General features: G+C 45.3%; 12 protein-coding genes. 1 reads left to right on the top strand and 11 read right to left on the bottom strand.

Annotation, left to right across the window (positions count from 1 at the left end; translation table 11 throughout):
- Positions 1-2: 2 nt before the first annotated feature.
- From rodA to leuS, 7 genes are all read right to left on the bottom strand, one after another.
- Positions 3-1,124, bottom strand: coding sequence for a rod shape-determining protein RodA (gene rodA / locus LMH68_RS04370; protein ID WP_017062334.1), 1,122 nt, complete (start codon positions 1,122-1,124; stop codon positions 3-5).
- A complete protein-coding gene (mrdA, locus tag LMH68_RS04365) occupies positions 1,124-3,016 on the bottom strand; it encodes a penicillin-binding protein 2 (RefSeq protein ID WP_229647804.1) in 1,893 nt (630 codons plus the stop codon). Before mrdA ends, rodA begins: the two co-directional genes overlap by 1 nt.
- 6 nt (positions 3,017-3,022) lie before the next feature.
- Positions 3,023-3,493, bottom strand: a complete 471-nt coding sequence (gene rlmH, locus LMH68_RS04360) for a 23S rRNA (pseudouridine(1915)-N(3))-methyltransferase RlmH (RefSeq protein ID WP_004735246.1) — start codon at positions 3,491-3,493, stop codon at positions 3,023-3,025.
- 3 nt (positions 3,494-3,496) lie between these two features.
- Positions 3,497-3,814: a ribosome silencing factor gene (gene rsfS, locus LMH68_RS04355; protein ID WP_229647805.1), complete on the bottom strand. Its 318-nt coding sequence runs from the start codon at positions 3,812-3,814 to the stop codon at positions 3,497-3,499.
- Positions 3,815-3,878: 64 nt separating this feature from the next.
- The gene (gene holA, locus LMH68_RS04350) at positions 3,879-4,904 is read right to left on the bottom strand and encodes a DNA polymerase III subunit delta (protein WP_229647806.1); all 1,026 of its coding nucleotides are present in this window, start codon (positions 4,902-4,904) and stop codon (positions 3,879-3,881) included.
- Positions 4,905-4,916: 12 nt separating this feature from the next.
- Entirely contained in the window at positions 4,917-5,555 is a 639-nt protein-coding gene (gene lptE, locus LMH68_RS04345; RefSeq protein ID WP_229647807.1) for an LPS assembly lipoprotein LptE, read from the bottom strand.
- Between the two features lie 179 nt (positions 5,556-5,734).
- On the bottom strand, positions 5,735-8,311 hold the full coding sequence (gene leuS / locus LMH68_RS04340) for a leucine--tRNA ligase (protein WP_048614215.1): 2,577 nt from the start codon (positions 8,309-8,311) through the stop codon (positions 5,735-5,737).
- Positions 8,312-8,574: 263 nt separating this feature from the next.
- On the opposite strand from leuS, the gene LMH68_RS04335 reads away from it, so the two are divergent.
- Complete coding sequence (locus LMH68_RS04335; protein WP_017062329.1) at positions 8,575-9,045, top strand: zinc ribbon-containing protein; 471 nt, start codon at positions 8,575-8,577, stop codon at positions 9,043-9,045.
- Between the two features lie 90 nt (positions 9,046-9,135).
- On the opposite strand, the gene lnt is transcribed toward LMH68_RS04335, so the two are convergent.
- The 4 genes from lnt to LMH68_RS04315 all read right to left on the bottom strand — a co-directional run bounded on the left by lnt (position 9,136) and on the right by LMH68_RS04315 (position 13,280).
- Positions 9,136-10,653, bottom strand: a complete 1,518-nt coding sequence (gene lnt, locus LMH68_RS04330; protein ID WP_229647808.1) for an apolipoprotein N-acyltransferase — start codon at positions 10,651-10,653, stop codon at positions 9,136-9,138.
- 32 nt (positions 10,654-10,685) lie between these two features.
- Positions 10,686-11,576, bottom strand: coding sequence for a CNNM family magnesium/cobalt transport protein CorC (corC, locus tag LMH68_RS04325; protein WP_012603382.1), 891 nt, complete (start codon positions 11,574-11,576; stop codon positions 10,686-10,688).
- 120 nt (positions 11,577-11,696) lie between these two features.
- Positions 11,697-12,158: an rRNA maturation RNase YbeY gene (gene ybeY / locus LMH68_RS04320; RefSeq protein ID WP_012603383.1), complete on the bottom strand. Its 462-nt coding sequence runs from the start codon at positions 12,156-12,158 to the stop codon at positions 11,697-11,699.
- Complete coding sequence (locus LMH68_RS04315) at positions 12,159-13,280, bottom strand: PhoH family protein (RefSeq protein WP_017064169.1); 1,122 nt, start codon at positions 13,278-13,280, stop codon at positions 12,159-12,161.
- Positions 13,281-13,392 lie beyond the last annotated feature (112 nt).

The following is a 13,392-nucleotide window of genomic DNA, read 5'->3' as shown; positions in this document are numbered from 1 at the left end:
GATTAGGTCGCCTTTGAGAATGCTTTTCTGTGTGTATGTATCGACATTAAAATACCAAAACCAGCCATAAGGGTAACCATTGAAGTACCGCCATAACTGACTAGAGGAAGAGGAACACCAACTACAGGTAGAATGCCACTTACCATGCCAATGTTTACAAAAATATAAACGAAGAAGCTCAGTACAATACTTCCGCCCATCATTCGACCGAATGCGGTTTGAGCTTGGCTCGCAAGCACTAAGCCACGTCCAATAATAAACAGGTAGATCGCAAGCAAGAACAAGATACCGATCATGCCCCATTCTTCGGCGATGACCGCAAAAATGAAGTCAGTATGACGCTCTGGGATGAACTCTAGTTGAGATTGAGTGCCTTGCAACCAACCTTTTCCTGATATACCACCCGAACCTATCGCAATCTTACTTTGAATGATGTGGTAACCCGCACCTAATGGATCTGATTCAGGATCAAAAAGGGTTCTAACACGCACTTTTTGATATTCACGCATCAAGAAGAACCATAGGATTGGGATAAATGCCCCTAATGCGATTGCGGCGCTAGCAATGATTTTCCAACTGATACCAGCCAGGAATATCACGAAGATACCAGATGCGGCGATAAGGATAGATGTACCTAGGTCAGGCTGCTTTGCGATTAGAATCGTCGGTACAAACACCATCACTAGCGAGATCGCTAATGTTTGGAATGTTGGTGGAAGTGAGCGCTTACCGATAAATCGTGCCAGCATCAAAGGCACCGCGAGCTTTAATAGCTCTGACGGTTGGAATCGAACAAAGCCGAAGTTTAACCAACGCTGGGCGCCTTTAGAGGCTTCACCAAAGAACAACACGCCCAATAGCAAGATGACACCACCTACAAATAGCAGTGGTGCCAAGGTTTCATAAGTACGAGGTGAGATTTGCGCTAGGAAGATCATCACACCTAAAGACAGAGCCATGCGCATCGCCTGGCGGTCCATCATCGCAAGGCTTTGTCCGCTTGCGCTGTACATGATCAGCAGGGCAAAGCCCATTAAAACCAGAATGCCAAGCAAAAGCGGCAGGTCGATATGCAGCCTTTCGAATAGGGCTCTATTTCGTCCAGTTGAAGGATCAAGTTTCATTATTTAATTGGCTCACTTTGATAATCTTCTGCAAGGATAATATGGTCTAAAATCCTTCTTACTACTGGGCCGCCGTTAGAAGAACCGCCACCTGCGTTCTCTAGAACGATAGTCACGACGGCTTCAGGATCTTCAAAAGGCGCGTAACCCGTAAAGAGGGCGTGATCGCGTAAGTGCTCTGCGATTTCATCCGCGTTGTACTCTTCATCTTCTTTTAAGCCGAATACCTGTGCGGTACCCGATTTACCAGCGGTTTGGTAAGACATCTTCTGGAATGAACGTCTTGCCGTACCTTTCTTACCGTGGTTAGCCAGCCTCATACCTTCCTGAGCGATATCCCAATACTTCCTCTTAACCCCGGTTAGCGGTGGGTAAGTTTCAATGTCCGACATGATTTGTTCATCGAATGGACGACCGTTATCAATGGTTGAACGAAGTAGGTGAGGTGCGGTTACTTCACCTTCATTGACCAAAACTGATGTGGCTTTTGCAATCTGCATGGGTGTTGCAGTCCAGTAGCCTTGGCCAATACCAACTGGGATGGTGTCACCTTGGTACCAAGGCACACGGTGTCTTGCCATCTTCCAATCACGAGTTGGCATATTGGCTTTGCTTTCTTCATAAATATCGATGCCAGTATAATCACCAAAGCCGAACATCATCATCCATTTGGATATGCGATCAATGCCGAGATCATAAGCAATTTGGTAAAAGAAAGTATCCACTGACTCTTCAATCGCTTTCTCTATATCAACGACCCCGTGTCCCCAACGCAACCAGTCACGGAATGGTCTTGTTTTTGAATTAGGGATCTTCCAATAACCTGGGTCATTACGCGTTGTATTAGGTGTAATCACACCTTCTTGCAGAGCCGCAACAGCAATGAATGGCTTGATCGTCGATGCTGGTGGGTAAATACCTAGCGTTGCACGGTTAACCAAAGGGCGGTCTTTGTCTTGAAGCAGGGCGTTATAACCTTTAGACGAAATACCATGTACGAATGCATTTGGGTCGTAGCTTGGGCTAGATACCATGGCTAACACGCCATTGTCTTTCGGGTCGAGAACGATAGCTGAGCCACGGCGGCCATCCAGTAACTTATGTACGTATAGTTGTAGCTTGATATCCAAGTTGAGCACGATATCTTTACCCGGAACCGACGGTACAAATTTTAGAGTACGGATCACTCGTCCACGGCTGTTAACTTCGACTTCTTGATAGCCAGCGGTACCGTGAAGCATGTCTTCGTAGTAGCGCTCAATACCAAGTTTACCGATGTCGCGAGTGGCTTGGTAATTGGCGTCTTTCTCTTCGCGAACCAGGCGCTGCATATCACGGTCATTGATGCGCGATACGTAGCCAATCACGTGAGTTAACACATCACCATAAGGGTAGAAACGTTTTAGCGTACCTGTAACTTCAACGCCTGGGAACTTATGTTGATTTACAGAGAAGATCGCAACTTGTTCTTCGGTAAGCTGATTCAGAATAGGTACTGACTTGAAGCGTCGTGAATTGCGACGATCACGATCAAATAGTTCAATGCGCTCTGGCGGGATCTCGATTAATTCTTGTAGACGGACGAGCGTGTCATCCATATCTTTGATTTTTTCTGGTGTGATTTCTAGGTTGAAAACCGGGCGATTTTCGGCAAGAAGCACACCATTACGATCATAAATCAAACCACGGTTGGGGGCGATTGGAACGACCTTGATACGGTTATCGTTAGAGCGGGTTTTATAGTCTTGATATTGATTGACCTGAATGTTGTACAGATTAACAACCAACATCGATATCATGACTATGATCCCCGCAAACGCAACAAAAGCACGATTAGTAAATAGTCGTGCTTCTGCTTTGTAATCACGGATTTGGCTACGTTTACGTAACATTAACGCTTATTCTCGATGATAAGGGTGGTTAGCAGTGATGCTCCAAGCTCGATACAAGCTTTCAGCCATGATAACGCGTACTAATGGGTGAGGGAGAGTAAGCGCAGACAGAGACCAACTTTGGTCTGCAGCCGCTTTACATGCAGGTGCTAATCCTTCAGGCCCGCCGATAAGGATAGAAACGTCGCGTCCATCCAACTTCCAACTTTCCAATTGCTCTGCCAGTTGTGGTGTGTCCCACTTTTTACCTGGGATATCAAGCGTGACAATGCGGTTGCCTTTTGGAACCGCTGCCAACATCGCTTCGCCTTCTTTTTGAAGAATGCGTGCAATATCCGCATTTTTACCGCGCTTTCCCGCAGTAATTTCAATGAGCTCTAATGGCATATCATGAGGGAAGCGGCGTTTATATTCTTTAAAGCCTTCTTCAACCCACTTTGGCATTTTTGTGCCAACTGCGATTAACTGGATCTTCAAAGCTTAGCCCCAAAGTTTTTCTAGTTGGTACAGTTCACGGTGTTCTTCTTGCATAACGTGAAGCATGCTTGTGCCCATATCTAGAACAACCCATTCACCTTCTTGCTGGCCGTCCATGCCTAGTGGCTGTATACCTGCTTTACGTATTTCATCAGCAACATGCTGTGCAATAGAAGCAACATGGCGCTTAGAGGTACCTGTACAAACAATCATGTAATCAGTAACGCTTGATTTGCCTTCTACATCGATAGTCACAATCGATTCTGCTTTCATGTCGTCGGCTTTGTCTGCAAGAAAATCTTTTAGTTCTTCACGTAACACGGGGTGTTCCTTTAATCTGAATTTAGCTTTTTAGGGGCTGTCGACCCTAGAATATACCACGCTTTTATGCGTGAAATGGTATTGAAGCTGAAGGGATACAAAACTCTACGCTTAACTGATGAATTAGTGGCCAAGGCGACTGCTCATATTGAGTTTTTGTCATCAATTCAGCTTGAGTGAGCAACGCGAACAAAGAGTGTAATTGAGAAATCGAAACTCTTGTTAGCGCGGCGTTATAAAGAGGCTTTTTAGATTGCCAGATACGGTGTTTTTCGAAGACCTGACCAATCGGCATCTGTTTCATTTGTTGCTGCATCTTTAACAGCAGAGCAAGCTCACGTTGTATGCTACGTAATAAAATGACGGGTTCGACACCTTCAGCTTCTAGCTGACGCAGGATTCGTTGTGCTCGGTTACCTTTGCCTGCCAATAACGCATCACTCCAATGGAATGGAGTAAAATGGTTGTGTCGACTCAGCGATTCTTCTAAGCGTACTAATGTGAGCTTGCCATCTGGGTATTGGAGAGCCAGTTTTTCTAGGCTTTGGGTCAGCGCAAACAGATTACCCTCATGCCATTGCGCCAGCATTTGAATCGCTTCAGGGTCTGGCGTTAAACCGATTTGACGGCAACGCGCTTGGACAAACTGAGGTAACCGACTGACATCTGGCGTTAGGCAACTGACCCAGTGACCCTGATTCGAAAGAGCCTTAAACCACTTAGCGCTTTCTTGAGCTTTGGTGAGCTTAGTGCCCACCAAGATTAACAAGATATCACTGTGGATATGCTCGGAGATTGCGAGTAGCTCTTTCGCTATTGCGGCATTGACGCCTGACTCTGGCAGTTCAAGCTCGATGACCTGACGGCTAGAGAATAGGCTCAGTGCTTGAGTGCAGTCGTAGACTTGATTCCAGTCGAGACTGCTATCAATCGCAAAGCGGTGACGTTCTTCAAAGCCTTGCTGTTTTGCAGCCTTTTGAATCGCTTCTCGGCTCTCTTGCAACAGTAGCGGTTCGTTACCAAAAATTAGGTAAACATTACTCAACTGTTTAATAAGTTGCTCTGATAAGCGGTCAGCAAAAATACGCATCAAATAAACCTATTACTCAGCCGAATCGCTAAGTGTTGGTTGTTCTTCTGAAGCTGGTACGATCTCAACATTCTTGATGTTGTATTGCTTTTCGAGTTCTTTCACTTGAACGTGCTCTAGTGCATCTAGGTCCATGCTATCAGCTGCAATGTTCGCTTTTAGTCGAGCCATCTGACGAAGGATTTGGCTTGTTGCCAACTTACGCATCTCATCTTCGATCATGTCTCGTTCAACCGACTTCGCAAGTGCAGTTAGCGGGTTATCTAGGTAACTACGGGTTACGCTGGTTGAGAACGTCTTTGAGCCTAGATCCGGGACAGTTACGCGGTATGAAGCGCGGAATGTCAGTTCTTTCTCTGCTGCACGAGTGTTTTGGTATAGAGACAGAGTTCGCTCACCTACGCTCTCACTAATAATATGCAGGTTAGGTGTATTCTCAGCCGGTGGCACAATTTCTACATCATTCATACGCAGTTGACCTTTCATCATACGTGTAAACGTACTGTATTGGTCGTAACTGGTTACGGAGATCTTGTTGAGTTCTTTTGGTACGGAGTAATCACCACGTAGGTGGAAACCACACGCACTTAATAGGCTGACGGTTAAAACAACAACAGTAACTTTCAATGAAGATAGTGAAATCAGGCGCATTATTTGATGGCTCTCATGAAGGTAGAATACTTATTTAAAGGCTTTAGTTCGTTTGAGTGGTTAGGCTCAAGTCTAAAGCGCTTAAATAAGTAGACAGGGCAATTAGCTACCCTGTCTACAGACTGCTTTTGATGAATTAAGTTCGTTAATTCTTTAGCAATTGCATTGTGCTAACGAAATTAGTTAGCAACGATGTTTAGAAGCTTACCTGGTACGAAGATAACTTTACGGATAGTTAAGCCATCTAGGAACTTCTTAGCGTTCTCATCGTTTAGACCAAGCTCACGAACTTGCTCTTCTGTTGCATCAGCAGCAACGGTTAGTTTCGCACGTAGCTTACCGTTGATCATAACAACGATAGTTTTCTCGTCTTCAACTAGCGCTTTCTCATCGAAAGTTGGCCATGTTGCTGAGTCTACGTTTGATTCACCAAGTGCAATCCACATTTCGTAAGAGATGTGTGGAGTCATTGGGTAAAGCATGCGTACTACCGCTTTTAGCGCTTCGTCAAGGATTGCACGGTCTTGTGCAGATTCTTGAGGTGCTTTCGCCAGCTTGTTCATCAGTTCCATGATTGCAGCGATTGCCGTGTTGAACGTTTGGCGACGGCCAATATCGTCCGTTACTTTCGCGATAGTTTTATGGATATCACGACGAAGTGCTTTTTGGTCGCCAGATAGCGCAGAAGCATCAACAGATTCAGCAGCACCCTTAGAAGAGTGAGCGTGAACCAATTTCCAAACACGTTTAAGGAAGCGGTTAGCCCCTTCAACGCCAGACTCTTGCCACTCAAGCGTCATGTCTGCAGGTGATGCAAACATCATGAATAGACGTACTGTATCAGCGCCGTACTTGTCTACCATCTCTTGTGGGTCGATACCGTTGTTCTTAGACTTAGACATTTTGATCATGCCTGAGTGTTCAACTTCACGACCTTGATCGTCGACTGCTTTTTCGATGCGACCTTTACCGTCACGTTCAACCGTTACGTCAGTCGGTGCAATCCACTCTTTGGTGCCTTTTTCGTTTTCGTGATAGAACGCGTCAGCCAGAACCATGCCTTGACATAGTAGTTGCTTGAACGGTTCATCAGACGTCACGTAGCCAGCATCACGTAGAAGCTTATGGAAGAAACGAGAGTAAAGCAGGTGCATACAAGCGTGCTCGATACCACCAACGTATTGGTCAACTGGTAGCCAGTAGTTTGCTTTCTCTGGATCTAGAATGTCGTCTGCTTGCGGTGAACAGTAACGTGCGTAGTACCAAGAAGACTCCATAAACGTATCGAACGTGTCAGTCTCACGTAGAGCGGGTTCGCCGTTGAATGTTGTTTCAGCCCAAGACTTGTCAGCCTTGATTGGGCTCGTTACGCCATCCATTACTACATCTTCAGGAAGAATGACTGGCAGTTGGTCTGCTGGTACTGGGTGAACTTCACCGTCTTCAGTGGTTACCATTGGGATTGGAGCGCCCCAGTAACGTTGACGAGATACACCCCAGTCACGTAGACGGAAGTTTACTGTCTTCTTACCTTTGCCTTCAGCTTCAAGCTTCGCAGCAATTGCATCGAATGCTTCTTGGAACGCAAGACCATCGAATTCACCAGAATCAAACAGTACACCTTTTTCAGTGTAAGCCGCTTCAGACACGTCTAGTTCAGAACCATCTTCAGGTTTGATTACTGGGATGATATCGATGCCGTACTTAGTTGCGAACTCGTAGTCACGTTGATCGTGAGCAGGAACCGCCATTACCGCACCTGTGCCGTAATCCATAAGTACGAAGTTTGCTACGTATACAGGAACAACACGACCGTTAAGAGGGTGGATAGCCGTTAGGCCAGTATCCATACCTTTCTTTTCCATCGTTGCGAGTTCAGCTTCAGCAACTTTAGTGTTACGACACTCTTCAACGAATGCAGCAAGCTCTGGGTTGTTCTTCGATGCTTTCTCTGCAAGAGGGTGACCTGCAGCGATACCAACGTAAGAAACACCCATTAGTGTATCTGGACGTGTTGTGTACACTTCTAATGGTGCTTCTTCGCCGTTAACAGCGAAAGATAGCTCAACACCTTCAGAGCGGCCGATCCAGTTGCGCTGCATGGTCTTAACCATTTCAGGCCAACCTTCAAGGTTGTCTAAATCGTCTAGTAGCTCTTGAGCGTACTCAGTGATCTTAATGAACCACTGTGGGATTTTCTTTTGTTCTACTGGAGTATCACAACGCCAGCAGCAGCCATCTTCTACTTGCTCATTTGCCAGTACTGTTTGGTCGTTCGGACACCAGTTCACTGAAGATGTCTTCTTGTAAACTAGGCCTTTTTCGTAAAGCTTAGTGAAGAACTCTTGTTCCCAACGGTAGTACTCAGGCGTACACGTTGCGAATTCACGGTTCCAGTCGTAACCAAAGCCTAGAAGCTTAAGCTGGTTCTTCATGTACTCAATGTTTTCGTAAGTCCATGGTGCAGGTGCTGTATTGTTTTTAACAGCGGCGTTTTCTGCAGGTAGGCCGAATGCATCCCAACCAATTGGCTGCATTACGTTTTTGCCTTGTAGACGTTGGAAACGAGATACCACATCACCGATGGTGTAGTTACGCACGTGACCCATGTGCAGTCGGCCACTTGGGTAAGGGAACATAGAAAGACAGTAGAATTTTTCTTTGTTTGGGTCTTCACTTACAACGAAAGTCTCGCTGTTATCCCAGTGTTGTTGAACCTTTTGTTCAATCTCTTGCGGGTTATATTGTTCTTGCATCGATGGTATCCGGTTATCTTGGAATTTGTGAGTTCGGTTAGAACAGAATCTTACAGATCGTCATAGAATACCTAAAGGAGCTGAGTACAACAATAGTTATACCCTTCATACTTGCAGTTGCCGCTTAATAGATTGTGTAATTTTCACTGAATTTCGCAGGGCAACTATACTTAAGAGTATGAATTGCATTTGTTTGTAAGCGGGAGTGCATTGCAGCGCATCCGTTTGCTCACTAAAAGGTTGGTTATCTTAAGGAGGTTGTTATGCCGAAGAAAAAAGCGCTCTATGAAGAAGTCGTCGAAGAGGTGATTGAAACGCTGAAGCATAGCCCTGAAGAGCTCAACAACAAAATCGAAACGTCGGGCAAGTTTGCGAAAGCAGCTAATGATATGACTAAAGATGAGCTTTCATTGATCTCTGCCTACGTGAAGTCGGACTTAAAAGAGTTTTCCGAAAGCTATGAAGAGAGTAAAAGCGGTCCATTCTATTTGATGATTGCGGACTCTATTTGGCAAGGGCTGTTGGATATTACTGATCGTACTAAGGTGGAATGGGTTGAACTGTTCCAAGACTTAGAACACCAAGGCTTGTATCAAGCGGGTGAAGTCATTGGCTTGGGAACCTTAGTATGTGACGAGTGTGGTCACCAAACCGAATATAACCACCCAACCAATATCATTCCATGCATTAAATGTGGTTCTAAAGGGTTTAGTCGTAAAGCCCTTAAACCGTAAGCTTCTGAACCATAGCGTATCAACGCAAAACCACAGAAATGAAAAAGGGTTGACCCGATCAGTCAACCCTCAAATCACTTTTCGTCGAATCTAGCTTTTTGGCTTTCTAATTACCCAACCAATCACCAAGCTGAGCATCGCCCAGATATACAGTGGCCAAGTACCTACTGTGTGATAAGGCGTTTGACCATCCGTTGAAATGAGTTCAGCTTTTAACACTGCCGTTTCAAACTGAGGCACTTGCTTGATTATATTGCCTTTGTAATCAGTAACTGCCGTCACACCGTTGTTGGTCGAGCGAATAACCGGCTTACCAAGCTCCAGAGCACGCATCTGTGCAATTTCCATATGTTGCAGAGGGCCAATCGAACGACCAAACCACGCATCGTTAGAGAGCGTTAAAATAAAGTCAGTCTCGTCGGTTACGTTCTGTCTAACTTGATCATTAAAGATGATCTCGTAACACAACGCAGGCGCTAAGTGACGACCATTTGCCACGATGTTGGGTTGAACAAAGTCGCCACGGCTAAATGATGACATTGGCAAATTAAAGAAAGGTGCTAATGGACGCAAGATATCTTCAAACGGCACAAACTCACCAAATGGTAACAGGTGGTGTTTATGGTAGCGTTCGTCTGGATCGTAGTTGTACTCACCGTATGGATTCACACCGAGAGAAAGAACACTGTTGTAGTATTTCTTATCTTCAGACTGATTCAGCACACCGGTAATGATCGAACTGTTGTTCATCTTCGCTGCGCTATCCAAGTTACGTAGGAAAGATGGGATCTCAACTTCGAATGCTGGAATAGCCGCTTCAGGCCAGATGATGATATCCGCTCCCCAGTTTTCTCTGCTTAGGTCGGTGTACTTCATCATGGTTGGCCAGCGATGACTCGGTAGCCATTTACTGTCTTGATCGACGTTGCCTTGTATCAAGACGACTGACGTGGTTTTTTCAGGGTTCGGCGTGACCCAGTCGATGTTGCGAATACCAAAGCCTGCACTAAATACGACGGCGGGAATGAGAGCGATGCTCCAAGCCCGGTTAACAATCGCATAAGTGAATGCAGAGGCTGAAACAATGATCGCTAAAGTTACTAGCTCTACGCCGCCAATCGGTGCAAATGAACCCAATGGCGAATCGATTTGGCTGTAGCCTAACCAAAGCCAAGGGAAGCCCGTCATTACCCAGCCACGCAGCCAATCACAGACTAGCCAGAATGCAGGAGCTGCAAGGAAAAAGCGGCTTAGGTTATTGGCAGGGAAGAATTTATTCAAACCCCAGGTAAATAGCCCTGAATAAACGGCTAGGTAGCCAACAAGCAATGCCATCAAAAATAGGTTGGCTGCCAGTGGCATGCCGCCAAAACCATCAATGCTGACGTATACCCAGCTGATACCTGTGGTGAATTGACCTAAACCCCATGCGTAGCCAATCCAAAGCGCACTTTTAGGAGAGCGGTTGTGGATCAGTAACAGCAACAAAGCTGGGCTGAGAATAGCAAGAGGCCATATAGAGTATGGAGCGAATGAAAGGGTGGTTATAGCGCCAACAAAAACGGCCGCAAGCGGCCGTAATAGGCGATGAATAAAGGTATTAGTCATCTAATTTCTGTCATCTCTTTAGAGAGAAGTTGTTATTCTTCGATAGTCGGAAGAGGCTGTTCGTCAGGAATGGTTACCTGTAGCTGAATCACACGACGGTTATCTGCTGATGTTATTTTGAAATGGTAGTTTTCGATTTCTACAATTTCGCCACGAACCGGCAGGTGGCCGAGTGCTGTCATAACCATGCCGCCTACCGTATCCACTTCGTCGTCACTAAAGGCAGTGTTAAACGTATCGTTGAACTCTTCAATAGTGGTTAAAGCTTTTACAGAGAAGGTATGCTTACTCAGCTTACGAATATCTAGCTCTTCTTCATCGTCGAACTCGTCTTCAATTTCACCAACGATTTCTTCGAGGATATCTTCAATGGTTACCAGGCCAGAAACTCCACCAAACTCATCGACAACGATAGACATGTGGTAACGCTCTTCTTGGAACTCCTTAAGCAGGCGATCAACTCGCTTACTTTCAGGAACAACCACGACAGGGCGAATCACTTGTTCGATATCAAATGGAGCACTTTCTGAACCCAAATACTTAAGTAGGTCCTTCGCTAATAGAATGCCTTCAACATGGTCTTTATCTTCACTGATCACTGGGTAGCGAGAGTGTTGAGCATCAGTAATGAGCGCAATCAATGTATCTAGATCATCTGTGCGTTCAACTGTAACCATTTGAGAGCGAGGCAGCATGATATCGCGTACTCGCATCTCTGAAATTTCCATAACACCCTCGAGCATGTCGCGTGTGTCGTGGTCAATTAGGTCATTAATTTCTGAGTCGCGGATTACATCTACGAGCTCTTGGCGATCTTTTACTTCACCTTGAAATAGTTGGCCTAGGCGTTCAAAGAAGGACTTTCTACTCGGACCTTCAGATTTTTTACTTCCCTCAGAAGTGGGGGGGTTACCTTCGTTCATGATTTCTCAAAAAATAACGCTATCAGAAGTGTGATAGCACACGTTACAACTCAGATTCCTGTGAAAATCACTGGTTCGATGAGTTATTGTTTCTCTGCAACCTACTTTACTAGAATCAATTTACTTTTCTAGAATGTAAGGGTCTTCAAACCCCATAGATTGCATGATTTCTGTCTCGAGTGACTCCATCTCTTCAGCTTCATCATCTTCGATATGATCATAACCTAGCAGATGCAGACTGCCATGTACAACCATATGAGCCCAGTGTGCTAGCAGAGGCTTACTTTGCTCTTCTGCTTCTTTTTCGACAACTTGGCGGCAGATAATGAGGTCGCCCAGTAGATCTAACTCGATCCCTGGAGGAGCCTCGAATGGAAAAGACAACACGTTAGTTGGCTTATCTTTGCCACGATATTCATGATTGAGCTGGTGGCTTTCTTGTGTATCAACGATACGAACCGTCAACTCAGCGTTCTCTTGAAACTGAGGAATTGTCTTGTCCAACCAAAGCTGAATATCTTGCTCAGTTGGAAGACCTTGCTCATTTTCGACCGCTAATTGCAGGTCTAGTTCAATAGACATCTATTTATCACCTTGTTCTGCAATTACAGAGCTATTTTGTGTTGCTAATTGTGTCGTAACTACCTGCTGAGCCTCAAGAAGTTTGGCTTCACGCTCTTCACGTTTACGCTTTTCAAACTCTTTGCGCTCTTTCTGGTCTTTTGCTTCCCACTTCTCGTATGCGTTGACGATACGAGCAACGACAGGGTGACGAACGACGTCTTCAGACATGAAGAAGTTAAAGCTAATGTCGTCGACTTCATTGAGCACTTCAGTCGCATGGCGTAAGCCTGATTTTGCACCACGAGGTAAATCGATTTGCGTAATATCACCTGTGATCACAGCGCGTGAGTTAAAACCGATACGGGTTAAGAACATCTTCATCTGTTCTACCGTGGTGTTTTGGCTCTCATCAAGAATGATAAACGCATCATTCAATGTACGACCACGCATGTAAGCCAGTGGCGCAACTTCAATTACGTTACGTTCAATCAGCTTCTCAACTCGCTCAAAGCCAAGCATCTCAAACAGCGCATCGTAAAGTGGACGTAAATATGGGTCTACTTTTTGGCTTAAATCACCCGGTAGGAAACCAAGCTTCTCACCGGCTTCAACAGCAGGACGAGTCAGTAGGATTCGGCGAACCTCTTGGCGTTCAAGTGCATCAACTGCTGCAGCAACGGCTAAGTAGGTTTTACCTGTACCTGCTGGCCCAATACCAAAGGTGATGTCATGAGTCACCATGTTCATTAGGTACTGTGCTTGGTTTGGCGTTCGAGGTTTGATGACGCCTTTTTTAGTCTTAATGGTCACTTCTTTGCCGTAGTCAATTTCAGACTCGACGTGTTGCTCCAAAATGCCTGACTCGGTGATCGCCAGATGTATTTGCTCTGGTTCGATATCGATTATGTTGCCTTTAACTGGAGCCGTTTCAACATAGAGGTGTTTGATGATGTCTAAAGCTGCGGCTGTAGTGTGAGGCTTACCAACAATGGTGAAAAAGTTGCTACGGTAATTAATCTCAACGCCCAGACGACGCTCAAGATGCTTGATGTTGTCGTCAAATGGTCCGCATAAACTTGCCAAGCGCTTGTTGTCTGCTGGTTCTAGATTTATCTCTAAGGTAACGATTTTATTGCTCAAATTAGCCTCTCATTTTGTGCCACTCACTCTTAAATAAAACAAAGAGCAAAAAGCCCGATTTAGACCGGGCTTCTGATGGTGATATCCCTATTTCTAAGATGGTCACTTAGTT

The sequence above is a fragment of the Vibrio sp. F13 genome (assembly GCF_020806305.2).
GTDB lineage: Bacteria > Pseudomonadota > Gammaproteobacteria > Enterobacterales > Vibrionaceae > Vibrio > Vibrio crassostreae_C.
The sequence above is the reverse complement of the archived record's forward strand: the minus strand, read 5'-3'. Positions and strand labels throughout refer to the sequence as shown.